This window comes from Streptomyces sp. NPDC048288, assembly GCF_043201555.1.
In the GTDB taxonomy this organism is placed as follows: domain Bacteria; phylum Actinomycetota; class Actinomycetes; order Streptomycetales; family Streptomycetaceae; genus Streptomyces.
In genome coordinates this window covers 213,701-240,239 of record NZ_JBICZD010000011.1, presented here as the reverse complement: position 1 = coordinate 240,239, position 26,539 = coordinate 213,701, and the positions used below count along the sequence as shown (strand labels likewise).

General features: G+C 68.2%; 17 protein-coding genes. 6 read left to right on the top strand and 11 right to left on the bottom strand.

The window, feature by feature from the left end:
- Positions 1 to 79: 79 nt before the first annotated feature.
- The 5 genes from drmB to ACGFZS_RS35290 form a co-directional block, all read right to left on the bottom strand.
- The gene (gene drmB, locus ACGFZS_RS35310; RefSeq protein ID WP_393798513.1) at positions 80 to 1,945 is read right to left on the bottom strand and encodes a DrmB family protein; all 1,866 of its coding nucleotides are present in this window, start codon (positions 1,943 to 1,945) and stop codon (positions 80 to 82) included.
- Positions 1,942 to 5,190 (bottom strand): helicase-related protein, encoded by a 3,249-nt coding sequence (locus tag ACGFZS_RS35305; protein WP_393798512.1) that lies wholly within the window; start codon positions 5,188 to 5,190, stop codon positions 1,942 to 1,944. Before ACGFZS_RS35305 ends, drmB begins: the two co-directional genes overlap by 4 nt.
- Entirely contained in the window at positions 5,187 to 7,091 is a 1,905-nt protein-coding gene (locus tag ACGFZS_RS35300; RefSeq protein ID WP_393798511.1) for a UvrD-helicase domain-containing protein, read from the bottom strand. Before ACGFZS_RS35300 ends, ACGFZS_RS35305 begins: the two co-directional genes overlap by 4 nt.
- A complete protein-coding gene (locus tag ACGFZS_RS35295) occupies positions 7,088 to 11,863 on the bottom strand; it encodes a DEAD/DEAH box helicase (RefSeq protein ID WP_393798510.1) in 4,776 nt (1,591 codons plus the stop codon). The genes ACGFZS_RS35300 and ACGFZS_RS35295 overlap by 4 nt, the downstream gene beginning before the upstream one ends.
- Positions 11,864 to 12,056: 193 nt before the next feature.
- Positions 12,057 to 12,320, bottom strand: a complete 264-nt coding sequence (locus tag ACGFZS_RS35290) for a hypothetical protein (protein ID WP_393798509.1) — start codon at positions 12,318 to 12,320, stop codon at positions 12,057 to 12,059.
- A 476-nt stretch (positions 12,321 to 12,796) separates the two neighbouring features.
- Here ACGFZS_RS35290 and ACGFZS_RS35285 point away from each other — a divergent pair, with 476 nt between their 5' ends.
- From ACGFZS_RS35285 to ACGFZS_RS35275, 3 genes are read left to right on the top strand one after another with little or no spacing between them, the layout of a single operon-like run.
- Positions 12,797 to 14,956, top strand: a complete 2,160-nt coding sequence (locus ACGFZS_RS35285) for a helix-turn-helix transcriptional regulator (protein WP_393798508.1) — start codon at positions 12,797 to 12,799, stop codon at positions 14,954 to 14,956.
- On the top strand, positions 14,953 to 15,948 hold the full coding sequence (locus tag ACGFZS_RS35280; RefSeq protein ID WP_393798507.1) for a hypothetical protein: 996 nt from the start codon (positions 14,953 to 14,955) through the stop codon (positions 15,946 to 15,948). The genes ACGFZS_RS35285 and ACGFZS_RS35280 overlap by 4 nt, the downstream gene beginning before the upstream one ends.
- Positions 15,945 to 16,823: a DUF6339 family protein gene (locus ACGFZS_RS35275; protein ID WP_393798506.1), complete on the top strand. Its 879-nt coding sequence runs from the start codon at positions 15,945 to 15,947 to the stop codon at positions 16,821 to 16,823. The genes ACGFZS_RS35280 and ACGFZS_RS35275 overlap by 4 nt, the downstream gene beginning before the upstream one ends.
- A 24-nt stretch (positions 16,824 to 16,847) precedes the next feature.
- Here the strand turns inward: ACGFZS_RS35275 and ACGFZS_RS35270 are convergent, their stop codons facing one another.
- The 4 genes from ACGFZS_RS35270 to ACGFZS_RS35255 all read right to left on the bottom strand — a co-directional run bounded on the left by ACGFZS_RS35270 (position 16,848) and on the right by ACGFZS_RS35255 (position 21,052).
- Positions 16,848 to 18,233: a DNA cytosine methyltransferase gene (locus tag ACGFZS_RS35270; RefSeq protein ID WP_393798505.1), complete on the bottom strand. Its 1,386-nt coding sequence runs from the start codon at positions 18,231 to 18,233 to the stop codon at positions 16,848 to 16,850.
- A gap of 9 nt (positions 18,234 to 18,242) precedes the next feature.
- Entirely contained in the window at positions 18,243 to 19,238 is a 996-nt protein-coding gene (locus tag ACGFZS_RS35265) for a DNA cytosine methyltransferase (RefSeq protein ID WP_393798504.1), read from the bottom strand.
- Positions 19,235 to 19,636, bottom strand: a complete 402-nt coding sequence (locus tag ACGFZS_RS35260) for a very short patch repair endonuclease (RefSeq protein ID WP_393798647.1) — start codon at positions 19,634 to 19,636, stop codon at positions 19,235 to 19,237. The genes ACGFZS_RS35265 and ACGFZS_RS35260 overlap by 4 nt, the downstream gene beginning before the upstream one ends.
- Before the next feature lie 405 nt (positions 19,637 to 20,041).
- Positions 20,042 to 21,052 (bottom strand): hypothetical protein, encoded by a 1,011-nt coding sequence (locus ACGFZS_RS35255; protein ID WP_393798503.1) that lies wholly within the window; start codon positions 21,050 to 21,052, stop codon positions 20,042 to 20,044.
- Positions 21,053 to 21,128: 76 nt separating this feature from the next.
- Here ACGFZS_RS35255 and ACGFZS_RS35250 point away from each other — a divergent pair, with 76 nt between their 5' ends.
- Entirely contained in the window at positions 21,129 to 21,416 is a 288-nt protein-coding gene (locus tag ACGFZS_RS35250) for a DUF1905 domain-containing protein (protein WP_393798646.1), read from the top strand.
- A gap of 84 nt (positions 21,417 to 21,500) precedes the next feature.
- Here ACGFZS_RS35250 and ACGFZS_RS35245 read toward each other — a convergent pair whose 3' ends face one another.
- Entirely contained in the window at positions 21,501 to 22,973 is a 1,473-nt protein-coding gene (locus ACGFZS_RS35245; protein WP_393798502.1) for a beta-1,6-galactanase, read from the bottom strand.
- A 263-nt stretch (positions 22,974 to 23,236) separates the two neighbouring features.
- Here ACGFZS_RS35245 and ACGFZS_RS35240 point away from each other — a divergent pair, with 263 nt between their 5' ends.
- A complete protein-coding gene (locus ACGFZS_RS35240; protein ID WP_393660543.1) occupies positions 23,237 to 24,034 on the top strand; it encodes a class E sortase in 798 nt (265 codons plus the stop codon).
- Between the two features lie 318 nt (positions 24,035 to 24,352).
- The gene (locus tag ACGFZS_RS35235) at positions 24,353 to 24,949 is read left to right on the top strand and encodes a hypothetical protein (protein ID WP_393660542.1); all 597 of its coding nucleotides are present in this window, start codon (positions 24,353 to 24,355) and stop codon (positions 24,947 to 24,949) included.
- Positions 24,950 to 25,070: 121 nt separating this feature from the next.
- On the opposite strand, the gene ACGFZS_RS35230 is transcribed toward ACGFZS_RS35235, so the two are convergent.
- Complete coding sequence (locus ACGFZS_RS35230) at positions 25,071 to 26,468, bottom strand: MFS transporter (RefSeq protein WP_393798501.1); 1,398 nt, start codon at positions 26,466 to 26,468, stop codon at positions 25,071 to 25,073.
- Positions 26,469 to 26,539: the final 71 nt, after the last annotated feature.

The following is a 26,539-nucleotide window of genomic DNA, read 5'->3' as shown; positions in this document are numbered from 1 at the left end:
GAAGGCTCGCGGACTCGACTCGCGAAACATGGTGAAGGCGCCGAACCATGTCGGCGCCTTCACCGGGGCGAGTCGGGCGTCAGGGAATCCGCATACCGGCGAAGAAGCCCACTTCGGGATCGTCGGGGGTTCCGACGAGCAGCGCGCGGTCCAGGAGGACGTTGTTGTGCTCGCAGCTCGTCTCCGGGAGCATCACACAGGCGTGGCAGGCCGCCAGGTTGGTTCCGCCGGCGCCGGACGCCTCGGTCTCCATGCAGAGCGGGTCCGAGGAGCACCACTCCGCTCGGCGCATGGCCGAACGGACCGTACGAGCGAGAACATCTGGTTCGCCTTGAGCAACCAGACCACCCAGGCTGCCGGCCGAGTCGCTCGTCGCCGTGTAGACGAGCACCCCGGCCATGTCGTCGGCGGCGTACAGGCGCTCGCGCAGGGCAGCGGCCGGGTAGCCCGCCTCCAAGCTCCACTCGTTGATGAGGACATGGGCCAGCGTGTGCAGCAGCACCATGCGAGGGGTGGCGGGGGAAGTGGCGGCCCGGCCCGGGCCGTCGGCCCGCTGGTCAAGCACCCGCTGGTGGGCGATACGCATCCGCTCGACCCGGGCTGCCACCGCTGTGGCCTTCTCCCAGGCGCCGATTCGTTCCTCGTCCAGACGGAGAAAGACTCCCTCGCCCCGAACCTCCATGGCCGGGAGCCAACGCAGGGAGCGTTCGGACAGCGGCATTTCCTTGGGGTCGGTCGTCGACTCGGCATCGACGAGCCGGGTGAACGCCTTCAGGGCCCGCACCTCGCGAAGCTTCTTGACCAACATCGGGCCGGTGAGGCCGAGAGGGGTGAGCACGCTCTGGTCGCCCAGCGGACCCTCGCAGACGAACTCCTCGTCGCGAGAGTGCTCGCTCTCTTCGTTGCCCGAGCGGAGACGCTCGTACTCCTTGTTACGCAGGGCGCGGTAGCGGTGGTCGAAGGAGGGCGCCTCACCGCCGGTGGGGTCTTCCTCCCGCTCAGCGTCGAGGAATGCCATGACGTCATCGATGGGAACGGGGCTCTCGCCCTTGAAGACGAACTTGAGGCACATTTCCACCTCGGCCCGACTGTTCAGCTCGCGCAGTTGCTCCCAGTGTTCGGCGAGTGGATCCGAACGACCATCGCTCCATGGCGGGATGGAGAGCGCCGATTTCAGCACTGGCTGCCAGACTGCCGACGAACCGCGCTGCAGGGTGCGCAGGGGAAGTCCGCATCCGTCCGTCGCGGCGGACGTACCGAGCCACGGACGGGAGCCTCGGCACTTGAGGCCCAGGTCCTTGAGCGCGCTCCTCCGGAAGGAGCCCTCCATCGAGACCTCAGGAGCTTGCCCACAGGTGCAGGAGACGAGGATGGAGCGGAGCGAAGAAGTACGCCCGGACGTACGCATCTTGAGCTTCCCGCCGCACCAGGCTACCGCCGAAGCATCACGGTCTGTGGAACGGTGGACCCACTGCCAGTACGGGAACTCGTCGAGGTGCCCGGCCTCGCAGGCGACGATGAAACGGGAGGGGACCAGGTCGACCTCACACATGCCGCAGACGCTTCGACCAGCAGGCGGGTTGAAGTCGCGGTGCCGTTGCAGGTCGTTGCACTCGGGGCAGGAGTGCATCAAGGGGAATCGTCGGACGCGGAGACCGTCCTTGCTTGTGTCGTCAGAAGCGGGGGGCAACCGGAAGTAGTCGACTTCGAGTACCCGGGCCAGGCGCCGCTCGTAGATCCGCGGGGACTCGTCACGGCTCCAGCTCTGCTCGGCCTCGTCGAGGCCCGAGATGATGAAGGACTCCTGGTCGACGGCGATGAGAGACCCGACGCCGTACGTGGTGATCGCCTGGGCACGGCGGACCGCACCACGCCGCGGAAAATTGTGGGCGGGGGCGGCGCCGTTCGCACCGGGCCGGCGACGGCGGGCGGGGGGCGGGGTCATCGGGTTCCCTCCATGAACAGGGCGGTCTCGGAGTCGACATCGCGCAGGCTCCACAATGTGGGCCATGCCTGGGCGCCTTCGGACTCGTCGTCGTAAGCCCTCAGGAGTGAGGGGGCACGATTACCCCGTTTCGGTTCGAACAACAAGCCACTGTGGTTGCTGGCTTCTTTGCACCACCACTCGACGAACTCGTCGAAGGCATGGGACACCTTGCTGGCCTCCGCCGGGGTGACCGCCTCCACACGTTCCAAGAGGATCGTCTTGATGCGGACCCGGAGCACGTGTTCGTAGGACTCGACCTTGCCGGCACCATCGTTGGGTCGAGCGGCGGGGATCAGAATGCGGGCGAGGGCGACGATCACCGCATGCAGACCCCGGCCGCGGGCGCGGACGGAGAACGGAGTGACGGAAGTGGACTCGACCTCGCGGTACAGGGCCGAGTGGAAATGTTGGAAGCTCTCGTAGTGCGAACGGTCCCGAGACCGAGTCGAGTTGAGCATGATCGCAACCAGGCCGGGGTGTGCGCGGCCGACCCGGCTGGTGGCCTGGATGTACTCGGCAGTTGTCTGCGGCTGGCCCATCACGGCCATGAGACCGAGGCGGTCCACATCCATGCCTACCGCGATCATGTTGGTGGCCAGGAGGACGTCCACGGCGTCCTCGTCGGGCAGCCGCTTCTCGATGCCCTTGAGACGGGTGGGGATCTCGCTGGCGTCGATACGGCTCGTCAGCTCCGAGTAGTTGGCGACCGAGCGGACCTCCACCCCCTCGCGCTCGGCGAGTACCTCCAGGTAGGCGACCACGTCGTCGTGTACCTGGAGTTCGGCCGCTGACAGCAGCCGGAGGCTGTTGAAGTAGCCGACGATACTCCAGTACGCGTCGCGTACTTCGTCCTCGGTCTTCGCCTGCTTGGCTCGGTGCAGCAGCGTCGCGTAGGTACGGATCAGCAGGGTGGCCTGGCTGGTGCCCGGGGCCAGAAGACCGACGTAGCGGCGGCTCGCCTTCTCCTCGCGTGGGGTCTCAACGGCGAACCAGGAGTCGCGGGCGTCGAGACCGGCGGGCGGGAACTGCCGCACTGCACGGGCGAAGAGGTGGCGCCCCTGGTCAGCAGCGCGACGGATGGTCGCAGTGGAGGCGATCACCTTGGGCCGGTCGGCGAGAGCGTCCACCGCGGTCTCGTAGAGGCCGGTGAGGGTTCCCAACGGGCCGGAGATCAGGTGCAGTTCGTCCTGGACGATCAGTTCTGGGGGAGGGGTGCCGCCGTCCGGGTCGTCGTCGCGGTTGAAGAGCGCAGAGGTCGCCGGACGCCACGGCATCGAGGCGAACTTGTCGACGGTGGCGATCACGAGCGTCGGTCGCGCGGCGTACACCGCCTCGTCGATGAGGTGCACGGGCAGGCCGTCGGCGAAGTCGCAGCCCGCGCCGGGACATCGGATGTGCATCCGTTTCGTGTCCTCGTCGGCTTCGTAGTCTCGTGCGTCGAGACGGGTTCCGCACCATGGGCAAGCATGCAGTTGCACGGGGTTCTCGGTGGCGAGGCGCTTGTCGAGGTTCGCGCGGAGCTCGTCGAGCCTCAGACCTGCCTCAGCCAGCGTGTTTGGGGTGGCCGAACGTCCCACCCACATGCCGACCGAGAACTCCTCGTGCCCCAACTCGGGTGTGCGACGGCGCATGTGCTCCATGGCGCAGAGCAGGATCGCCGCGCGTTCGAACTGCTGGAGCGTGAGGAGCCGCAGCGTGTAGCGCATGAGGACGGTGACACCACCGCCGTCCGCACCCTTGCGGATACGACGCAGGAACGACGTGAGGGCGATCAGCCCCAGGTAGGCCTCCGTCTTGCCACCGCCGGTGGGGAACCACAGCAGATCGGAGATCCTCCGATCACGATGCTCGGGGTCATCGATGCCGGCCAGGCACAGCAGCACGAAAGCCACCTGGAACGGACGCCAGCGACCGGCAGCCGGATCGGGGACGCCGACGCGACCGCCCTTCACCCAGGCACTGCGGGCACGCTGGTCGGCCATGGCGCGGTTGGCCAATCGGAAAGCCCTCATCAGATCTGGCTTGGTCCGCAGCAGCTCGATGCCCTCGCGGATACGATCGAGCGCTTCGCGGCAGGTTTTGACCTGCTCTCGTGCGGGCTCTTCGTGTGGTGTGCCGGTCAGGTCCTCCGCCTCGACCGCCTTGCGGTCGATCCAGCTTTCGTACCCGTCGGCGAGTCCCTCCAGCGCTCCCAGGACCTCGGCGTTCGACTTCTCGGCCAGTCCCAACATGGACAACGCCGAGCTGTCGATCTCGGGGTTGGAGTCCGTGAGCAGCACCTCCACCGTCGGCACGAACTGGCTCCGCACCTCGGCGACGGCGGCCTCCCAGGTCGTGTCGGTCACGCCGACCGGCGATGGATTCCAGTCCCATTCAGCGGCACAGCCATGCCCGACGGCGAAGGTCGGGGCGTGACGGTGCAGCAGCCGACTCGTGGCGACCTCCGGGTCATGCGTGGCATCCGGAGCCGGGCGTTCGACGAACGCGTCGGAGCCGTCGGCGGCCCGGACCGTCAGCCCGCACTGGAACAGGGAGAACGCGTCCTGTAGATCCCACTCGCCGATCTCCTGGGTGTTGATCAGCGTGACCGTGATCGTGACCGTTTCGGTGGTCCGATCAAGAGGACGAATGTTGACGTGCAGTGAGGCTCCGTCACCGAGAGGGAGCAGGTCTTTCCCAGCAGCCTCGGTCACGACGAAGCGTTTGTCGGGGAAGGAGAGCTCCCTCCGACGCCATCGTTCACGCTGGTCGGTGATGGTGCGGGCCTCGGCACGGCGGGCTGGGATCCGTCTGCCGTCGGCGTCGGTGGGCTCGTAGACGGCCGCGCGCGCTGTGACCACGATCGTGTCGTTTATGGTCGACTTGACCGCGAAGGTCAGACCCATCGAGGAGGGCCGCCTGTCTCCCGAGGCACCGACCTCCGGTTGGGTGCTGGATTCCTCGCGGTCGCCGCGGGTGTTGACGGGGGTGTCGTCCGGTCCGTTCTGCTTGGCGGCCTCTTCCTCCCGCCGATCTTTCGTGGCACGCGGATACAGCACGCCCGTCAGATAGCGGTCGATCGGCGCGTCCTGGCTGAGCACCTCGTCCCGGTCGTCCGGCACGGAGTTCTCGGCGGGGCCCAGGAGTTCACGGCGGAGCCCCACCAGGAGTTCCTCGTCCCGGACACGGTAGTGCTCGGAGTGTCGGCCTGCCACCTGCGTCATGCGCGCTGCTCCTCGTGGTTGTCGGCTTTTCGGTACCGGCCGATGCCGGTGATCCGCGGGACGATCCACACGCCTCGGTCCCCGAGTCCGGCGTTGGCGCCGGCGGCGGTGCTGCCTGTCACGGTCTCCAGGGTGTCGATCCGCAGGCCGTGGATCTCGTCGGGCCACCAGGGGTCCCAGGTGCGGTTCACCTTCTGCACCTGGAACAACTCCTCGCGGAACCTCCGCGAGGCCTCGCCGATCTCCCGCCCTTCGTGCACCAGGGCGTACGGCGGGCTCTCCGTCTCGCCCATCGGCAGGTCGTGGCGCCTGTGCAGCAGCACCTCCTGACCAGGACGGACCCGTTCCAGGAGATACACCTGGGTGATGACCGGGTCCGTCTCCTGGCCGGGCGGGTCGTCACGGTTCACGTCACCCGACTCGGCGACGATCCCGTACCTGTCGTACGACCGCCACGACCCGAGGTAGCGCCGGCCGTGGTGCCGGCTCCCCGCCCTTCTGAAGAGCGGTAGTTCGGGAGGGGCCACGTGGTAAAGGTCCTGGCGGGCACGTGTCATCGCCACGTAGAGGGCGCGGGCCTCGGCGGGCACGTCCAACTCGTCCTGATATCGCTTGTGGAGTTCGGCGAGGGTCGGTGGCGTCAGGACGATCACCCGGTCGAACTCCAGGCCCTTGGCCCGGTGCACCGTCGAGACGACGACGTGGGCCGTCTCCGGGTCTGCCGCCTCGTCGGGGAATCGACCCTGGGCGACCGCCCGGCGCAGCCGGTCCAGATCGAGCACACCGCGTCCCGCTCCGCGCGCGGCCCGAAGCAACACCGTCCAGAGGGCGGTGGCGTCGGGTTCGTACGGAAGCGGGATGTCCGCGAGGAGCGTGTGGAACCGGTCCTCGGTGAGGGCGTTCGCGTCCGTGCGGCGCAGCAACTGGGCCACCCAGTACGGCACCGGGCGCTCCTCCAGGGGGCGGCGCAGTCGGTGCTCGATGCCGTGGGCATGCAGCAGGTCGGAGACCACGAGGGCCTGCTGGTTGTCGCGGGTGAGGACGGCACATGTGTCGGAGAGAGACCGCAGACCGTCCAGGGTGTACTCGTTGTCCAGCCCGCTCATGCCGTTCGCCGGATCCAGGAGGAGGTCGCGCAGTTCGTCGTAAAGCGTTCCGGCCTCGTCCGGATCGCTCAGCTGTTGGAGCCGGGGGCCGAGGCCCAGGGCGACCTTGGCCTCGGTGGTGGTGGCCCGGAAGTTCTGGGTGAGGTGCAGCTCCACCAGGTCGTCGGGGTAGGAGCAGCGCAGCCAGTCGAAGAACCGGCCGGTCTCGTCGACGCGTTCGGCCAAGTCCTCGATCTGGAAGCCGTACACGGACTGGGCGGCGTCGCCGACGACGGTGAAGCCGCAGCTGTCCTGGTACCGGTCGAGAAGCGTCTCCACCAGTTCGCGGCGCCCACCTAGCAGGTCCTGCACCTCGTCGATCACGACATGGGCAGGCGGGACCGCGTCGCCGACCTCCAGCGCGCCCTTCTCGATAGCGCAGGTCGCGGCGGCGATCCGCTCGTCGAAGCCGGCCTCGCCCCATTCGCCGTCCGGATGCGCCTGGAGGAGCACCTCGTAGGCCCACGCGTCGAAGGTACGGGCGCGTACCCGGTGGGCTCGTTCCCCGTGCCGTGAGATCCGCTCGCGCAACTCCCGGGCGGCGGCGCGGGAAAAGGTGAGCACCAGGATCTCCGCCGCCTCCAGAACCTGTTCGGGGTCCTCGTGACCGCACAGCGCGTCGAGTCGGCGCACCAGGGTGTGGGTCTTTCCGGCACCGGCGCCCGCGGTGACCAGGACGCGAGCGTCCCACGGTTGTTCGACCACGGCCAGTTGCTCGTCGGTGAGTGGAGGACTGTCCTGGTAGACGTCGGTCACTTCCGGCTCCAGAGGTGCTCGAACTCGGTGAAGGCGAGGTCGGTGTCGAAGTTGGCGATGTTGTCGCTGACGTTGAGGATCAGGCAGCTGTCCTTGCCGCCGTTCCGTGGCCCGCGCAGTCCGCGACCGATCATCTGCTGGTACACGTTGGTGCTGTAGACCGGCCGGGCCACGACCACGGCACGAGTGGCCGGAGCGTCGAATCCCTGGGAGAGCACACCGTAGTTGGTGAGGACCTGGAGACGTCCGTTTCGGAAGTTCTCGATGCGATTGCGGCGATCCTGCGTGCTGGTCGTCGAATCCACGGCGGCGGACGAGATGCCCCGGTCGTTGAGCATGGCCGCAAGGTACTTGGCATGGTCGACCGACGTGGCGAAGAGCAGCGTCGGCCAGCCGTCAGGCAGCTCGGCCACAGAGTCGACGATGCGGAGACTGCGTGCGTGGTCGTCGGCGAGCCGCTGTTCGGCGGAACGGGAGAGCACGGCCATGCGATCGGCATGTGTCTTTTCGTCCCTGGTGAGTTCGATACGGCCGCCCTCAAGGGTGCGGTGCTCGACCTGGGCGAGCATTCCCCAATCCTGGAGGTCGCGATACGGGTCACCCGACGGGAAGACTCCTTCGTCGAGTCGCCGATTGCCGAAGCGGCCGGCCAGACGGCGGGTCTCGTCCTCGTTGCGGTTCCGGAACGGGGTGGCGGTCAGGCCGAGCAGATGCCGGCCGGTCTCGTACTGGGTTAGTCCCAACTGGCCCAGGATCTGGGTGTATCGCTTGGAGGCCGCGGTGTGCGCCTCGTCCACGATCACCAGCGCGGCCTGCCGCAGCCAGGCGTACTGATCGGTGGCGAGACACCGCTCCAGCTTGGCATCAATGGCGATCACCAGGTGGGGATGGTCGTCGACCTCTCCGACCTCGTAGGAGTTCCACAGACGGCTGATGGTGAGCGGACGCTCCGCTCCGACCTTGCTCCAGACGAACTTCCAACTCTCGAAGGCTTGTTCGCACAACTCTTCGGTCTGTGCGATCCACAACAGCGGTCCCTTGAGGTCTCCGACCCGTTTCACCCAACGGATCACGGCCTCGGCGGTGACTCGGGTCTTGCCGGCACCCGTGGGCAACGACAGCATGCCGCGCTGAGGGGCCAGTCGGTCGAGCATGGTGGAGATGTTCCGGACCAGGTCCTCCTGGTACTCGTGAAGTCCAGGGAAGTCCCGGGGGCCTTCGACGGTCTCGAACGGAGGCGGGGAGGGAGTCCTCGAACCGGCGAACGCGAGAGGCAGCCTCAGTTCCGAGACGAACGCGATGGCTGCCGACGAACCTCCGTAGCCAACGGGAGCGTTGGGGAACCGTGCCTGGATGTCCCGCGCATGCTGATGGAGCACTCCGTCACCGTGCGCGTTGAACGCCATCTGCGCGATCCGGTGCCCGGACGGCTCCACTCCGTCGGTCGCCTGCAACTCGGCCTCCATCAACCCCTCGGGGAGGCCGGCCCGAAGTGCGTCCGCGCCGATCAGCAGCTCGATCTTGGCCACGACGTCCTCGGCCTCACGCACCGCTTTCTGCGCCGCCTTGAGCTCGCTGTCTCGTGCCATACGGTCCTGTTGTTCCAGCACTGCACGGCAACCGGCAGCACCGAGGCCCAGGCCGAGTTCGCGGTCGATCAGGCGCAGCATCGGCTCGGGGTCCAGAGGAACACGGACCTTGACGGTGCTGTCCTGGCGCACGGCGTCCAGAGGGGAGGTGCGCGTGCCGTTGGGTGTGCGGGTGACCTCTTCCAGTTCGCTGCACCGTTGCACCAAGCTGTTGCGGTTCCCGCTGTTCAGGCGTTGCCGCAGGGCGGGGAACAGCTCGACCAGGGGAACGGGGTCGCCGTCCGTGACTTCACGGGTCTCCAGGCTGATCACGTCGGCATAGCGGAGCATGCCCCACTTCTCGATCATCAGCTCGGCGTCGTCGGCGGTCGATACGAGCAGTGCCGGGAGCTGTTCGGCGCGCAGCGCCTGGTACTGAGCGGTCCCGACGGCGACGGTGATCTCGCTGTCAGGCCGCGTTTCCCAAGTGTCACCGGTCCGGCAACGGGTCAGCGAGTCCTCGGGGAAGTCCGCGCCGAACCGGGTCAGCATCACGTAGGTGGCGCCGACGAAGGAGTCGTCCTCGCTGCGGGTCACCTCGTCGAGGAGTGCGTTCCAGCGGTCGGTGGGGACCTCGTCGACGGTGGTCGGGAGCCTCAACTTACGGGCCTTCTCCGGAGAGATCTCGGCCACCGGCAATACGTCGCGGTAGGCGGCGAGCTGAGGGCCGACGGCTTCCTTCAGCGGCTTGATCCCCTGGGAGGTGAGGGCCGTCCCGTACTTCCACAGCATCCACCGGATCGGTGAGGCGACCGGTTGCCGGGTGTTGGCCTGCGTACCGATCTGGCGCGTCCAGTTGTCCACCACGGCGTCGTCGGGCAGCACTTTCAGGAAGGCGGCGCGGGATTCCTCGGAGAGCGCGCGGAAGAGATGGAGCGGGCCGCCGATCGGGGCGCCGTCGGTCTTCATCCGGTTCAGCGCGGGGCGCGGGGCGCTGCTGTCCAGGCGGCGCAGGTAGGAGGTGTGGAGGACTTCGCGGTACTCGTCGTACCACGCCTCGCCCTCCTGGGGCCGGATACCGCCGGACGGTCGTTCCCGCAGACCGACCTGGGAGAAGAAGGGGGTGTCGTCGGAGTGGAACGCCATGTCGACGGCGATGCTCGGGTCCCGCTTCGCGTCGACCACGACACCTGGCAGCATGCAGTCCTCGACCGGTCGGAACCGACCGTCGGCGGTCCGCACCCGTAGCGTCGAGCGCACGGCGGGCACTCGCTCCAGGACCTTGTGGGCCAGGCGACGAACGCCTGCCTGACGGAACAGCTCCCAGAACCGCTCCCAGTCCGTCTGGCTGTAGTGATCAAACCCCTGATCGAGAACGCTGTCGAACCGACCCTCGATGTCGGCCTCCCGAATGCCCAGGACGTCAAGCGCGTGCGCCAGCGAGGGGTCCTGGGCGAGCTCGTCGACCACGTACACCAGGGACTCGCGCAGTCCGTCCTGGTCGGTGCGGCGGTAGACCCTGCCGTGCACAGGTGCGACGAGACCATGCTCCTCGGTGAGGACGATGTGGGCTTTGCGGGCCTCCTCGACGAACGGCGACCCCACTTCGATCATGTCGGCGAGGATGCGGACTGCCGCTGCGGATGCCTGCGCGGTGCCGTTCTCGACAAGGGCTTCCAACCAGTCGCGAACGTCCGATCGTTGGTGTTTGGCTGCATCCAGGATGTGCTCGACTTTGCCGGAGCGCAGAGAATTCGCTTCGACGCTCGGATGCAGCCAGTTCGCCGGACGGTCCGGGCACTCGTGCCACCACCGTAGCCAACGCAGAAGAGACTTCGATTCCTTCCGCGGGTCCTTGGGGCGCGGATGTACACGCAGCTCCGTCGGCACGCGCAGCACGCCGTCCTGGTCAGGAAGTGATGCGTTCACCGCGGTACGCATCCAGATCTCTTCGGTCAGGAACGCGTCCGCCCAACTGATCGCCTCCTTCAGACGGCCGGGCAGCAGGGGAAGGTAGGCGGCAGGGTCCTCGACGGTTGCCAAGGCCGGGAGCGATTCGACCACCAGCTGTGCCGCTGCGCGGATCATCTCCTGGTTGAAGGGCGAGGAGTCGAGGAGATTCTGTCGGTCCTCATTCGTCTTCCAGGCGCCGTTGAGGATGCCGCTCAGCGACATCTCGTACTTGGTCGGGAAGAAGGACCAGAACTTGCCGCGTCCGCGCGACTGCGAGGGCCTGACGTACAGACCGCTCTCCGGGTCCTTCTCCAGCGAGGGGACGCCCCAGGCGAGGTCGAGCATGAGCCGGTCGTGCAGCTCTCCGGCGTCGGCGCGGGCCACGGGACCGGGCTCGTGGGTGGTGGTGAACACGCGCCACCGGTCGGTGGCGACGGCCTTCCCGGTCCGCTCCTCGACCACGGTGTGCAGGTCGCCGGCCTGTCGGGCGGTCAGTGTCCGACGGACCAGGGGCCGTGGCCGGCGGTCCTCCAGCACGACCTTCGCGACGTGCGGCGAGAAGAGTTGGAAGCCGGCCGGGAACTCCTCGCGGGGTTCGCCGTGGTCCTTGCCACGTCCGCCGTGCATGTCCCGGCCCAACCGGTCGTCGGCCTTCAGGAGCAGGGGCAGACGAACGACGGTGGTGGCCCAGCTCAGCAGCTCGTTCAGGACGTGGTCGGAGGCGCGCTCGGTCTCTACGTCCAGGGGTCGGGCCATCCGCAGCACGGGGGCGTCGAACTCCGGGCCGTAGCGTGCCGTTACGCCGGGCACGGCCTGGATCTGCTCGTACGACCAGGCGCGATCGAATCCGAAACTTCCGGTGCTGCTGAAGAATTCCGGTGCGTCGGTCACCACGAGAACCGATTTGACGCCCACTCCGAAACGCCCGATCTGGCCCCCACGCTTCTTCGACATACTCATCCGAAGAATTGTCTCGGCGCCTTCCGAGGTCACCGGATTTCCCTCGTTCGCGCAGTACAAGTGGGTGTCTGTGAGGACGACATGAACTCGTCCACCCTGCTCGTCGGCCATCTCGTCCGCCGCGTTCTGAACGAGCTCGAAAAGCTGGCGATCTCCGTATCCGCCCTGGGTGATACGGCGCTCGCCATTGGCGTGCTCGGCCACGAGGCCGGGGTCCACGGCGTAAGTCTGCAGGACACGCGAGGACTGTTCGAGAACGGTTTGGATTACCGGTGAGGACGAAGACAGCACTGCTACTGCGCTCCTGGAGTGTCAAAGGTCCGGGCGAATAATCGGACGACGGGCCGACCGCCGGCGTCGTCGGCCGGCCCGTGTTCGTCATGGCGCTGGGCGTGATTTCCACAGTGCCTTCATGAAGCGGTGGGCTCACGGGGAAGGCGTCGGTTGTTGCGAGACTGATACTTCAGGCCCGTGACGTGCTGAATCAGGCCGGCGGAGCGGTCTCGTCCGGCACTCCCTGAACCAGCTTGGCCAAGGACGGGAACCGGTTGGCGAATTCCTCTTCGGGTACGTCGAAACGGTGAAGAATACCCCGAACCTCGGCCATGCTGCTTGCCATCTTCATGTCCAAGTAAAATGAACTGGAGTCCCGCTGCGAGTCCAACGACTCGTCGTCGTCCTGCTCATTCATCGAGTGGTCCACCCCTAAAGTCGCATCCTGCAGTTGCACAGGGGTGTATTCGGGCACACGTCCCCCGTGTGTAATGAAATGGATAAAGTTGGAGTTTTGATTGTGACTTCCTTCCGATGAATCAAGCTAGGGGGTGGAGTCCCGCATGGCCAGTCCTTTTCGGAAGATGGTTTGGCGTAAGGTTTCCGCGGTGATGTAGCTGAATTTTGGGCGCACTTCTCCCCTTGTCGCCCAGCCCTCCCGTTTCGGGATTCGTGAGCGAGATGGGATCCCCATCGTCAACAACGGTATCCACCGTCACCCCGAATGCGCAAGCACAACTTCCGCTCGTCCGAGGGGAGTTGATCGCTCCGTTTGAGGAAGTGGTGCATAGGGGGTGAAAGTTGATCATTCGAGACAACTTGGACGCCGAGTCGAAACGACTGGTTGGTCGAGCGCGATCAACTGTTGGTTGACGCCGCCATGCGTGTCAAATTAACCTCGTGGTCCACGACATGCGAGCAGCATGGGACCGAGGAAAGAGTAGGCGACGCGTGGAGACAGGTGAGGAGTTCGGGCCCTGGTTGGCTCGACAGCTCAAGCTCGCGGGCAAGACGCAGGCTGAACTGGCTGACGAGCTCAAGCTGACCAGGGCCGCTGTGTCCGCCTGGATCACCGGCAGGTCGACTCCCCGCCCGACCGTCATGACGGACATCGCCAGGGCGCTCGGCACGGACGTAGGTACGGTGCACACTCGTACCACAGACACCCAGGCCGGCCTCCCGGTCACCTGGTACCACCGCCCCGGCTACCCCGACGGCGGCCGTGAACTGGGCAATGCCGCCGCCTTCGCGTTCGACGCCGACGTGCAGGTCCTCGCCCGAGAGACCTGCCAGAACAGCCTCGACGAGCGGTTGGCGGAGAACGGTCGACCGGTCCGGGTCCGTTACACCCTCCATGAGCTCACCGGAGAGGCCCTGGACGCCTTTCGTGAGGTGATCCTCTGGAACGATCTCTTCCCGCACTACTCCGCCGTCTCGGAGACCGCCGGTAACCAGAAGGTCGGCCGGGTCGTGGACGCCGGGGTGCGCGACATGTACGAGAAGGGCCGATTGGTCCTGCTGCGTGTGGACGATTACAACGCCTCCGGGCTCATCGGCGACGACTACGCGGACGGCAAGTTCGCGGCCGTGGTCAGGCGTCAACTGGAGAGTCTCAAGTCCGGGCCCGGCGCGGGTGGTTCGTACGGCCTGGGCAAGGCGACCCTGTGGGCCACCAGCGCGCTCGGACTCGTGCTCATCAACTCCACTCTGTCCGTGCCTCACGAGGGACGTACCGAGCGGCGGGTCATCGGCCGTCTGGAACTGCCCTGGCGTGAAGTGGACGGTGAGCCGTACGCGGGCCCTGCATGGTTCGGGCGCCCTGATCCCGACTCGCCCGGTGCCATGGTCGCCCGTTCCTGGTGGGCGGACGAGGAAACTGTGGCGCGCCTGCAGCTGAGCAGGGAGAGCGACGAGCCCGGTACCTCCTTCCTCATCGTCGGTGCGCACGACGTGGCCAGCCTTGAGGGGCAGTCCGACGTCGAGGACGAGTTCGTCGGTATCGAGGAGAGCGACGACGAGGACACGCGTGACATCCGCAAGATGCACGGCCGTCTGGTCGAGGCGCTGGGACGTGACTTCTGGGCCGCGATGACCGGCGGAGGCAGCAAGCTCCCCCTCCTGGAGGTCTCTGTCCGTGCCTTGCAGAACGGCAAGGAGGTCGTGCCGGAGAAGCAGGTGGACCCGTCTGCCGAACAGCCCGCCCGGACTCGTGCCCTGAGGGCGCACTACGAGGGCACCACGGTGGATCGCCTCACCGAGGCCGGGCAGGTGGCGGCGCGGAGCGTTCCGCTGAAGCTGCCGCTCTCCGGCGGTGCCCATGGAACGCTCGGTACGCATCAGGCGGTTCTGCTCGTCACCGAGGCCGAGCGGGACAAGGACGGGGACGGGGGGAAGAACCAGGTGCACTCATTGCGCGGCAACCGCATGACCGTGAAGAGGACCGGGGTCCCGAGGCTGCCGCTCAACACCAACCCTTTCCAAGCCGTTCTGCTGGTGGGCGAGGCGGCCGGAGAAGCGGCCCCCTTCGCGAAAGAGGCCGAGGAATTCCTGCGTGCGGCGGAACCGCCCGAGCACGACCGCTGGGGGCAGACGGAGGAGCTGACCCTGCGCTGGTCGCCTTCCGCGTACCGGCGGATCAATGCGCTGACCGCCGACGTCAACAGCGCGGTCAGAGAAGTCGTGGCGCGGCCGAAGCGCAGCAGCGGCGAGGGCGGTGAGGCTGTGCGCAAGGCGTTGACCGTGAGAACGAGGCCAAAGGCCAAGGCGCCCGCCGGGCCCGTGGTTCCGGTGCTGGACAAGTTGGATGCGACAGTCGGCGACGACGGAGAGTGGCAGATCACCGCCGAAGTGAGCATTCCGCGTGGCGACGAGATCGTCCCGATGGTGCCGGTCGCGCAACTGGACGTGCGTTCCGGAGGCCGTCCGAAGCTGGACTGGGCAGAGCTCGTGGCCGTCGAGGGCTGCGAGGTGGAGGGCGGGACCCTGCGCTTCCCGCCCGGCACGCGGCGCGCGAAGTTCCGAGGTTCCACCGACGTCACCAGCCACCCGGTGAGGACGATGCTCACCCGCCTCGTCGTCGAACTCCGTGCCGGCAAGGGGAGTGACGCGTGAAGTTCTACCCCTACAAGAGACTCAACCGGCCGGTTTCCCTCAGGGTGACCTCGGTCTCCCTCAAGCTCTCCGACGGTACCCGCGACCAGCTGGAGACCACCGCCTACTCGACCCAGCAGCAGACCGTCGCCCTCGGTATCGCGGGCCACGCCGACTGGGTCAGCGCCACGATCGGCGTCTCCGTGACGCTGCCACCCGGCGCGAACGCCCCGGACGCGGCCTGGTCCGATCTGCACGTGCTTGCCGTGTTGACGGACGGCGAGACCAATGTCCACACCTCCGCCGAGCTGACGCGTGACGCGGCGGACGGCAGGGACTGGTCGGGCTCCGTGGAAGTGCTCCGCGACGACCATGTGGGGCGGGCCTCCCTCGCTGTGTACGCGGTCGGGAGCGTGGACGGAGTGCACGGACGGTCGATCGCCGAGACCGACCGGAGCTGGATCATCGACACGGTGTCCGACGAGCCGGTCCGAGGACTCCAACTGGACGTCCAAACAGTGTCGTTCAAGAGGAGCTCCCGGGAATGGCTCCAGGCCTACGCCGACGCGCCATGGATCGTGGACGCCTCGGCCAGAGTGCCCACCGTGTTCGTGAACACTGATGTCGAGGGTGTCATCAGCCTGTTGGACAGCAACGGCTCGGGTGTGGAGAGCAAGGTGCGTGACCTTCTGGTCGCTCAGATGGCCACCGATGTCTGGACCGCGGTGTTCCACGGTGCCATCGGTGATCTGGAGGTGGAGCCCGGCGGCGGCCCGGTCTTCCCGACCGACTGGCAGGGCGAGGTGCTGCGCGAGATGCTCCCGGACGTCGTTCCCGGCGTTCATGTCGAGGAGGCTCTTCGACAGGTCCATCGCCGGCGCACCGGCGACTCGGGATGGGTGGAGCTCCAGACGCGCATCCACTACGCGGCGGTCCGCCGCGCCGACGCCACCAAGGCGCTCGCCTATGCCATCCGTAGTCTGGAACAGATGAATCGCGAGAGTGACACGTGATCACCCAACCGAACCACGTACCGGAACGCCTGGGGCTGCTCGCCGCCTCGGCCGTCGATCCGTTCCTCACCGAGGAACTGCTCCGAGGCGAACAGGTCCATGGCGGCATCGATCTCGCCAAGGTCGTCGAGCCGCTTCCCGAGGACGACGCCAGGTGGTGGGTCGAGCCGATCCGAAGCCTGGTCGAGGACGCCATGTTCGAGTTCCGGCAGGACCGTACCCGAGCTGACGCGTGGCTCGCGCCGCGGCTCCACGCCACGCTGCGCCTGACGCGGCGCGAAGCGGCGGACAAGCGCCTGTGGAACCACCTGGCCCTGGCGGTGGCCCCCGACTACGTCGCCTGGCGGCACTTGTCGGAGCCGACCGCGAACAGGCCGGAGAGGCGTATCGCCGCGGAGCGCTTCCGTGGTCCTGCGGACCGGCAGTGCTTCTCCCGTCTGTGGTGGGCGGCCGAACTCTTCCGGAACGGGCCGGACTACGGGCCGGTCGAGGTCGCCTGTGGAAATCAGGACCTCATCCACACCGTTCTCCGAAGTGGGCTGGTCGACCACCGTCCCACTGCCCAGGCCCTGGTCCGCCTCCTGAAGAGCGGTCAGGTATCCGGCGGGCGAGAGGTCAATGGCCTCAGCGTCGCGATCAACGCGGCCGGCGCGACCCTGATCTACGACGTCCTCGCGCCGGACCAGCCCCGCGACCCCGTCCATCTGCGGGACTGGATCGCGGAAGCGGAATCGGCACCACCGGTCGAGCGGTACGAACTCCCGAACGGACCCGACGAGGACCCCGTCCCGGAGAAGTCCGTGGTCGCGCTCACTGACTACTTTGCTGAGCTGTTCGAGACCGCGCCGGTCAGGGGCAGGAAGAGCGGGGACTGACCAGGCGCAGGCGCCATGCTCGGGCTACTTCGCCGACGCCTTCGTGGTCTTGGCCTTGCGCGGGCGCACGGAAGACGGCGGTGCCACCTGATCCTTGGGCTGCGGGCACCTGTCGGTGCAGGCGTCGGCGGCCCCGCAGCCGTTGCTTCGCAGCTTGGCCCGCTGCTCTTCCGTAGCCGGCTGCCACGGCTTCCTCAGTGTCTCCGGGTCCGGAGTGGGGAGCCCGAGAGCTGCGCTCAGCAGGTGTGCACCGAACAGGGGCGGTACGGCGTTGCCCACCTGCTGAGCCTGCGCGATACCGGACCACGGGTAGTCCGGCGGGAAACTCTGCAGCATCCCCGCCTCGTTCATGCTGAACCGTGCGCCTTCGTAGACGATGTTCTCGTCGAGGTGTTGGAAGACCACGAAGCGGCTGATCTTGCCGGTGACGGTGAAGGCGGGCTGCTGGTCGCTTCGCACGCCTCGTCGTCCGGAGTTGTTGGAGCTGCCGTAGTTCGAGCGAACCAGGAACGGAGTGCGGCGCCCCGGATGTGAGCCCACCTGGTTCGCGAGGACATCACCCATCGACCTCCAGGGCTGCAGGCCCTCGCCGCCCGCCGACTGGCGCCCGTCGGTCTCCGGTTCGGTGCCGTCGTAGAGGGTCGCCTGTTGGATCTGGTCTGCGGCCCGGTGGTGTTCGTTCTTCCCGTTCTTTCGGTGCCATCCCTTGGCTTCGTAGGAATGGTGGGTCGGCGAGGGAAGCGAGGGCTCACCAAGTCCTTCGCGCCGAGCGATCAGCACCGCGCGGGATCGCGTCTGCGAAACCCCGTAGGTCTCGGTGTCGAGGACATCGACGACGACCTTGTACTTGGTCCCGTCGGGCAGCCCTGTCTCCTCCAGCACCTTGGCGTAGTGCTTCCAGAGTGCCTCGACCTCGCGGACCTGCTCCAGGACGATGACGTCGTACGGGCGGTGCTCCCGGTTCGGGCTCCGGGTCGCCTGAATCGCGTATCGGAGGGGTTCGAGGACCAACGCGGTGCGGGGATCGGTGAGCGTCTTCAGGTTCTCGTCGATCTCCTGGTCGGAGACTCCCGCCATCAGCTGCTCGATGTATCCCTTGACCCTGTCCAGAGCTTGACGCCCGGCGCCGTGCCCGGCCACCGAGTACGTCTGGCACGGAGGACCGCCGGCGAGCACGTTGATCTCCGGCGGGAGTGTCTCGAAGGCGTCCCTGCGTACCGCGCTCACATCGGCGTGGAGGGTGTCCAGCCCGGCGGCGTACCGGGTCAGGCATGCGCTTCTGTCCCACTCGATACCGAGACTCGGGATGTCGAGTGAGTGACCGGCGACGTCCAGCCCTCCGGGCCCCGCGAAGAGGTCAAGGATTCGGGGCTGGTCAAGGACGTATTTGTGGGACGCCGTGCTGGTCATTAGCGGATTCTAGCCGGCCGGCGTGGTTGCTGGTTCCGGAATGAGGGCTGCGGCGACAGCCTGCCCCAGCGCCTTCCCCACGGGCGGTGGTGTGGCGTGACCGATCTGGCGGTACCGGGCGGTCTTGCGCCCGGTGATCTCCCACGTCGCGGGGAAGCCTTGCAGCAGCGCAGCCTGCCCGGGCGTGATCTTCACCATGTGGTCCCTGCCCCGTGTGGGATCCCATACGAAGTCCGCGTCGGGAACCTCGTCGCCCACGGTGTGACCATTGACACCCATGGTCGCCCAGGTGTTTTTGGCTCCCGTCGGCCCCAGGTCCGCGCCGCCCCGGTTCTTCGAACCACCGACCAGAGTCGGAGCCGGCCGATCGGCCTGGGCGGCCCAACGGGCGGCGTCCCGCCAACCGCGTGCGGCCATGGACGACCCCAGAACGGCACCGACAGTCGTCGGCTGCCGCACGGTCGCTGCTGGCGGCCGGAACGCTGCGGCCCACTTCCGCTCGATGGCGACCAGGACGCCCTGTTTGCGATTCTGGGGCACGCCGAAGTCGACGGCGTTCACGACGAACCAGCTGAACTCGTAGCCCAGGTGGGCCAGTTCGGCTCGGGCGAAGTCACGGAAGTGCTGGTAGGCGTCCGAGTGCGCGAGCCCGGGCACGTTCTCGATGAGCACCGCGCGAGGCCTGATCGCATGGACGAGATAGACCGTGGCCGTCAGCAAGCGCTCCTCGGCTCCCGAATCCGCGCGTCCGACGGTCGCACTCGACTTCACCCGCGGCAGGCCGGCCGAGAGGAGGTCCACGTCGAGGCTCTCGGGATGCTCCGCCGGATCGAAGTCCATCAAATCGGTGTGCAGCACGTTCCAGCGTGGGCGGTTCGCCCGCAGAGTGCTGACTGCGAGTTCGTCGTCGTCCAGCAACAGCCGCGGCTCGAATCCTGCCTGCTCCAGTCCGAGTGCGAGCCCACCGGCCCCGGAGCACACGTCAACGAAAGTCAGTCCACTCATTCTCTTCTCCCCCGTACTGCTTCCGTTCGGCGATGCTCCACAGCCGCCGCCACGCGTACGGCCACTTCTCCAGGAGTCTCGTGCTCCCAGAATCGCAGCACCATCCAGCCTTCCGCGATCAGATGCTCGGTCGTTTCTCGGTCGCGGGCCATGTTCCGATCCAGCTTTCGGCGCCACCAGTCCGCGTTGGCCTTGGGGTGAGTGGCGTGCTGGGGACAGCCGTGCCAGAAACAGCCGTCGATGAGGACCGCGACCTTGGCCCGCGTGAAGGCCACGTCGATCCGTCGCCGGGGCATGCCCGGCACGGGGTACTCCACGCGATAACGCAGCCCGGCTGCGTGCAACAGCCGTCGTACGGCCAGCTCAGCCTCCGTGTCTTTGCTCACCTGCTTGCTCATGCGGGCGGAGACGGCAAGAGAGGAGGGGGTGACATCTGGCACGGGATTATCTTGCCGGCGTTGCTGGATCGGCGTGCAGCCAGTGAGGTATCTGCCTCGCTGGAGCGGTGATCTTTGGCCTGGCAAGGCCGCCCGCTTCCTTTGTCAGTGTCGTGCCTCCGCGCCCCGCCTCAAGGGCGCTCCCGCTCCGCTGCGCTCCGCGTCCGCGTCGGCTGCGCCGATGGCCCTGCGGGCCACCCTTGACCCGGGGCGCTCCGGCACGGGGGAGAAGCGAGCGGGCGGCCCCGGGAAGGTGGGCGGCTTGGCGGGGTGTGTCTGGGGGTCGGCTGCGTTGCGGGGCGGGGTTGGGGCGCGTCGGGTGCTTGGGGGGCACGCCGGGTGGTCTCAGCGGGTGCGGGAGGTGGGTTAGGAGCCGTGGCAGGTGGCGTACGGCTGGGTTTCGCCGCACCAGCAGTCGGAGGTGCGCTGAGGGGGCCAGACCACGGCTCGGCCGCGGGCCGCGAGGGTGGTGGCGTACTGGGGGAGGAGGGTCGGGTCGGCGGGGGTGGTGCCTTCGGAGGCGGCGAAGGCCTCGTAGGAGGGGACGGTGGCGGTGACGATGCCGAGGTTGGGGGTGCCGGAGGTGGAGAGTTCGCGGAGGGAGGACTCTATGGTCGAGAGGTGCTCGGGGTGGGAGGGGTACTCCGTGGCCAGGTCCGGGTAGGCGGAGAGGAGTTCCGAGAGCTCGTTCGCCGGCCAGTGCAGGACGGCCACCGGGAAGGGGCGGGAGAGGGCCTCGCGGTAGGCGCCGAGTTCTGCTCGGAGGCGGGAGATCTCGGCTTCCAGCTCGGCCGGGTTGTCGGAGCCGAGGGACCAGACGCGCTTGGGGTCGTGGAGTTCGTCCAGGGAGACCGAGGCGGAGTGCAGGGTGTCGGCGCGGGCGTCCCAGTCGTCGTGGGGGAGGCCGAGCATGCGGCGGACCCTGTGGCGGCCGAAGAGCAGGGGGTGCGTGGCGTAGGGGGGTTCCGTCGCGTCCGTGAGGAGGAGGGTGGCCGCCTCCGTGAACGTGTCGTGCGCCGCTTCGAGCTCGTCGTGGGATTCGAGGGACTCGGCCACGATGACCCAGGGGGCCGGGTCGCGGGGGGCCGTGGCGCGGATGCCGTCGATGATCGCGCGTGCCTCCGCCTCGTGGTCGTACTCCCAGAGGTTCGAGGCCTTGAGGGCGCGGACCAGGGGCGCGTTCTCAAGGGTGTCCGGGGTGGCGAGGAGGCGGTCGTAGAGGGCGGTCGCGGCGGGGCGGGCGTCGGCCAGTTCGAGGTGGGCCGCGGCTTGCAGCAGCAGTGCTTCCGCGTCCTCGGGGTAGAGGCCGGCGGTCCGCTCCAGGCGTGCCGCTTCGGCGGTGTGGTCGACGTTCTCGGCGGGCGTGTCGGGGCGCATGAACGACACCGTACTGCCCATGAGCGACAAAGAAGAGATAGAGATGGGGGTAGTGAGCGACGAGGAGGGGCGCACTGTGCGGTTTGTGTTCGGTGGGAGCGTGGTGGAGTGGCGGGGGCCTTCTCCGTACTACTTCGTGCCGGTGCCCGAGGAGGAGTCCGAGGAGATTCGGGCCGTCGCCGCCATGGCGTCGTACGGGTGGGGGGTCATTCCCGTCGAGGCGGTGGTGGGCGGGGTGGTCTTCGAGACGTCGCTGTTTCCGAAGGACGGCGGGTATCTGCTGCCGCTGAAGAGCGCGGTGCGGAAGGCGCGGGGGTTGGGGGAGGGGGATGTGGTGCGGGTGGAGATGAGTGTGCGGTTGTGAGGGGACTCCCGGAGGACTCCCGGGAGTCTCCCCGGGGGGACTCCCGGGGGGCGTCCCCCCGGGAGTCCCGCTCTGGCGTCGTCGTCAGATCGTCACGCCGTCGATCTGGAGGGTCTGGACGGCCTTCGCCGCGACCGACACCGCCACCGTCTTTCCGGAGAGGTAGGTGTCGGAGTACGACTTGTACGCGTCGCCGCCCGTCGTCACCGTGTTCCAGCGGGGGACCAGGCCGCTCGTGCCGCCGGTCACCGTGGTGAAGCCGGAGAGGTTGAAGGTGAAGGTCTGGGCGGAGGTGGCGGTGTTCAGGGCCACGATCACCAGGCGCTTGGCCGAGCTGTCGTAGGCCGCGACCGCGTTGCTGACGCCCGTGTCGAGGATCTTCATCCCGGGGCGGATGTGACGGCTGAACTGGGCCATCACGTAGTACTTGGTGGTGACCGCGCCGGCCGCCAGGGTGTCCGCGTCGTACGCGATCATCGCCCAGTTCGAGGACGGGTCCATGACCTGCCAGTAGACCCAGGCGGTGGGGTGCAGCCAGCGGAAGTCGTAGAGGAGGTTGAAGGCCAGGGTGTAGCCGGTGCCGTCGTTGTCGCCGGTCTCGGAGTTCCAGAGGGCCTTGCCGGCCGTCGTGACGACGTCGGTGTAGAGGAGGTCGCGGCGGCCGCCGGAGCCCTGGTAGCCGTGGACGTTCACGCGGTCCACGTAGCCCTTGGTGGTGGAGGAGAAGGCGCTCCAGGTGGTGCGGGCCAGGTCGTAGCTGGTTTCGTCCGAGGCGGAGATCTTGGTGGTGGTCAGGCCCCGGCTGTTCAACTCGCTGCGGAGGTAAGGGAGTACGGCCGACTGGACGGTCGAGTCCATGTGGCAGCCCTCCTGGGTGCCGGTGGCCGTCCACCAGGAGGAGGACGGTTCGTTGAAGGCCTCGACCGTCGCGAAGTTCACGCCCCAGTTGTTCTTGGCGTACAACGCCACCGACGCCAGGTGCGAGGCGTGCTGGCGGTAGTTCCAGGACTGGAGGTTGTTGCCGCCGTCGGACGCGCCGGACGGGTTGTGGTTCAGGCACATCCACCACATGGGGGAGTTGGCGAAGAGTTCGGCGGTGGCGCCCCGGTTGACGGCTTTGACGAGCATCGCGCGCTGCGTGGCGTCCGCCGTCCAGTCCCAGGCCGAGGAGGTGGGGTCCTCGTTGTTCCAGTCCTGCCAGTAGCCCTCGATCTGCTTGAACGCGGGGATGTTCGCGGAGGCGACCATCGATTCGCCGCTCACGCTGTTCCAGCTGCACGCGCCCAGGTTGTAGCGGGCGATGTTCAGGCCCAGGCCGGGGAGCGATGTGCTGTTGTACGTCGTCGACTTGGTGGTGAAGAAGATGTCGGCGAAGTCGTCGCGGGTGCCGAAGACATTGCCCCACCAGGCCAGGGAGGTGCCCCAGCCCTCCCAGGTGCCCCACGAGGTCGACGGACTGACGGCTATCGTCGCGTCGGCGTGGGCCGTGCCCGTGGCCAGGGCGCTGCCCAGGAGGCCGCCGCCCGCGGCGGCCAGGAGTGTTCTGCGTCGGATCATGGCTGCTTCTCAACCTCTCCGTTGCGGCTCAAGCACCGGTTCCCGGACCGGCGTTGACTCGTCCCCCCGCATGCCAACAGGAAGCATCAGGTGTGGCGTGTGGGGTTGTCGAGAGTTGTGACACCGCTTTCTAAAACCCGTGGAGGAAGTGATCGTGGGGAGGGGGCGTGAGAGGAAGCCCTATGGCTCTGGTGACTTGGTGGCGGTCGTCTTATCGTGCGGGCCCAACCGGGGGTCGGACCGGGGGCGGCGGGAGGTGCGCGGTGCGGTGGGTCGTGGGGCACGGTGACCGGCGGTGGCGGGCGCGGCGGCGACGGGTGGTGTGGACCGGGGGCGAACTCCTCGTCACCGTGGGCGTGGTGCTGATGCTGCTCGTGGTGCATCAGCTGTGGTGGACCAACCGGGAGGCGAAGCAGGGGGCCGAGCGGAAGGTGGAGGCGCTGGAGCGGGAGTGGGGGGACTCCGGGGGGTCGGGAGGGGGTGGGGGGTCGAGCGGCGCGGTGAAAGGGGGCTCCGGTTCGGCCGGGTCGGCTTCCGGGTCGGCTTCGGGGGCGGGTGGTTCCGGCGGCGGGCGGCGGCAGACGTCGTACACGACCCGTGTGGTGGACTCCCGGGCGTACGCGATCCTCGTCATTCCCCGGCTCGGTCTGCGGGTGCCGATCGCGGAGGGGGTCAGCAAGCCGAAGGTGCTCAACTACGGGTACGTCGGTCACTATCCCGGGACCCAGCAGCCGGGCCAGGCCGGGAACTTCGCGCTCGCGGGGCACCGGAACACGCACGGTGAGCCGTTCCGGTACCTGCCGCGGCTGAGGCGGAAGGACACGATCGAGGTCGAGACGAAGGCGGCGACCTACACCTACGCCGTGGACCAGATCCTGCCGCAGACGTCGGCCCGTGACTCGGGGGTCGTCAGGGCCGTACCGCGGTCGATCGTGAAGCCGTCGTACGGGTACAAGCAGCCCGGGTACTACATCACCCTGACCACCTGCACGCCCGAGTTCACCTCCCGGTACCGGATGGTGGTGTGGGGGAAGTTGGTGTCGATGCGGCCGCGCGCGTAGGGCGCCGGGGCCCGCGGTTCGGTGCGCCGGGCTCCCGACAGGCGACGGACGACCGCATCGCCTACCTTGTATGAGTCAGTGAGCCCGTGGTCCACGATCTCGGAGCACTCACGTCCGCAGTCGCGGACACACCGGTGGGGCCTGGTACGTCATGGCCGCCCCACTGTCCCGCCCCTCGGCCGCAGGACCACCTGGGCGGATCTCGCGCACTCTCGTTGATTCCAGCGGATTCCTGGAGTCGGGCGTGCCGAGGACGTGATGTGTCCTACGGCGGTCGCCGAGTCGCAAGTGAGTTCAAGTACCGGAGGGAGCAGGACCATGTCCCGACTGTCTCTGAAAGCCACGCTGTGCATGTTCGTGGCGCTGCTGACGGCAGCGCTGTGGACCCAGCCGGCCAGCGCGTACACCTGGGCCCGCAGGGTCACCGTGTACAACGCCGCCGGCCTGTGCGTCCAGGGAGACGCCGGAATCGACCACAAGAAGCCCGGCGTACTGTCCGGCAACCTCGCCTACAGCGAGACCTACGCGTTGAAGCAGGGATGCGGTACCGGTCTGACCGAGCCTGACGGCTGGGCCGCCACGCGAGCGATCGTTCAGCGGTGGAACGGGTCCACGTGGGTGGACTGCCGTACCAGCGCCTGGAAGTTCGGTGGCACCGGCGTGAACCGATGGGGCCTGTACGGGCCGGAGGTTGTCTTCGACTGGGGCGGGTGGGCCTCGTGCTCGCCGGGCTTCTACCGGACGGTGGCCGCGGCGTTCGTCTGGGACGGCTCCGCGTGGCGAGGCAACGGTGTCGCGTCGGGGTTCGAAGAGGTCACGCCGAACGGGGTCGCCCCCATGCGGAAGCCCGCTGCCGTTCCCGCTCCGCACGTCCAGCCGCCCGCTGCCCGGCCGGCCGCACGGGCTGCCCGGTGACCGGCGGAACAGGGCCCGATCCGAGCTGAGTTCGAGCTCGCTGCGAGGGAGTGTCCGACGCGTCGGACACTCCCTCGCAGCTGACGGGAGGCGCTTCGGAGGCGCTTCGGCGCCGGATGCGCTAACGCGTCCGCTCCCGCAGGGCCGCCACCCCCGCCGCGCCCAGTACCGCGACGGCCGCCGACACGACCATCGCCACGTCCGCGCCGTGGGCCAGGCCTCCGCCGGAGGAGGTGGCGAGGGCGATGGTGAGGGCCACGCCGGCGCAGGAGCCGATGTAGCGGAAGGTCTGCTGGGCGCCGGAGCCCATGGCCGCGCGGGCGGGCGGGACCGACTCCACGGCGAGGAGGGGGAGCGCGGCGTTGAGGAGGCCGCTGCCCGCGCCGCTCAGCACCAGGCCGGGCAGGAGCCGGGGCCAGGAGCCCGCGTCGAGGGCGCCCAGCATGGCGAGGGCGCCGCCCGCGTGCAGCAGGAAGCCGACGGTCAGTTGCCACCGGGGTGGGACACGGCCCGCGAGGCGCTTGGCCTGGAGCGCCACCGTGAAGGAGAGGCCGGACCAGAGCAGGAAGAGCCACGCCGTGTCCATCGCGGACATCCCGAGCGTCTGCTGGAGCAGGGCCGGCAGGAAGCTGAACAGGCCTATCACCGCGAGGCCCGTGACCAGGCCGCCGAGGGAGGAGGCCAGGAAGCGGGGGCTGCGCAGGAGGGAGAGGTCGATCATCGGGGTCGGGGAGTGGCGGCGCTCGATCAGGGTGAAGAGCGCGAGGAGGACGACCGTCGTCGCGAACAGCAGGCCCACCTGCGGCCGTAGCCAGCCGTCCCGGCCCAGGGTCAGGGCCGCCACGAGGGCGACCAGGGCCAGGCCGAAGGTCACGGCGCCGGCGATGTCCGGGCGGCCGCCGCGCGGTGAGCGGGACTCCGTCAGGGCGCGGAAGGAGAGGCCCGCCACGATCAGCGCGGCCGCGCCCAGTACCGCGTAGGCCACCCGCCAGCTGGGCATCGCGCCGGCCACCAGCGGGCCGAGCGCGATGCCGCCGCTCACGAACGCGCCCCACACGCCGGTCGCGTGCAGCCGGCCGCGCGGGCTCGGGAAGGCGGCGACCAGGAGGCCCAGGCTGCTCGCCAGGATCGCCGCGCTCGCCGCGCCCTGGGCGGCCCGGGCGAGGGTGAACGCCCAGGTGGAGGCGGCCAGGCCGCCGAGGGCGGTGGTCAGGCCGAGGGCGAGGGTGCCGGCGACGAAGACGCGGCGGCGGCCGTAGTCGTCGGCCAGGGTGCCCGCCACCAGGAGGAGGGCGGCGAGGCCGAGCGGGGTGCCGTTCAGCAGCCAGGCCTGTGCGGAGAGGGGGGTGTGCAGGGCGGCGGCCGTGTCCGGGAGCGTGACCATCGGGGCCGTGTAGGTCATCAGGGCGACGGCGGTCGCGGCGCTGGTCAGTGCCAGGGTGGGGCGGCCGTCCCGGGCCGGGGCCGCCAAGGATCCCGGCGCCTCGGAGTCGGGTGTCGACGGGCTCGCACGCTTCATGGTTCTTTCACTGAACCTAGTCATGGGGGTACCGTAGCACCGTCGGTTCGTTCATTGAACCTAAGCAAGGC

Excerpts from the sequence above, each read along its gene's own strand:
- drmB (WP_393798513.1), bottom strand. The coding sequence starts at position 1,945 with ATGACCCCGCCCCCCGCCCGCCGTCGCCGGCCCGGTGCGAACGGCGCC.
- ACGFZS_RS35305 (WP_393798512.1), bottom strand. The coding sequence starts at position 5,190 with ATGACGCAGGTGGCAGGCCGACACTCCGAGCACTACCGTGTCCGGGAC.
- ACGFZS_RS35270 (WP_393798505.1), bottom strand. The coding sequence starts at position 18,233 with ATGACCAGCACGGCGTCCCACAAATACGTCCTTGACCAGCCCCGAATC.
- ACGFZS_RS35265 (WP_393798504.1), bottom strand. The coding sequence starts at position 19,238 with ATGAGTGGACTGACTTTCGTTGACGTGTGCTCCGGGGCCGGTGGGCTC.
- ACGFZS_RS35260 (WP_393798647.1), bottom strand. The coding sequence starts at position 19,636 with ATGAGCAAGCAGGTGAGCAAAGACACGGAGGCTGAGCTGGCCGTACGA.
- ACGFZS_RS35255 (WP_393798503.1), bottom strand. The coding sequence starts at position 21,052 with ATGCGCCCCGACACGCCCGCCGAGAACGTCGACCACACCGCCGAAGCG.
- ACGFZS_RS35245 (WP_393798502.1), bottom strand. The coding sequence starts at position 22,973 with ATGATCCGACGCAGAACACTCCTGGCCGCCGCGGGCGGCGGCCTCCTG.
- ACGFZS_RS35235 (WP_393660542.1), top strand. The coding sequence starts at position 24,353 with ATGTCCCGACTGTCTCTGAAAGCCACGCTGTGCATGTTCGTGGCGCTG.
- ACGFZS_RS35230 (WP_393798501.1), bottom strand. The coding sequence starts at position 26,468 with ATGAAGCGTGCGAGCCCGTCGACACCCGACTCCGAGGCGCCGGGATCC.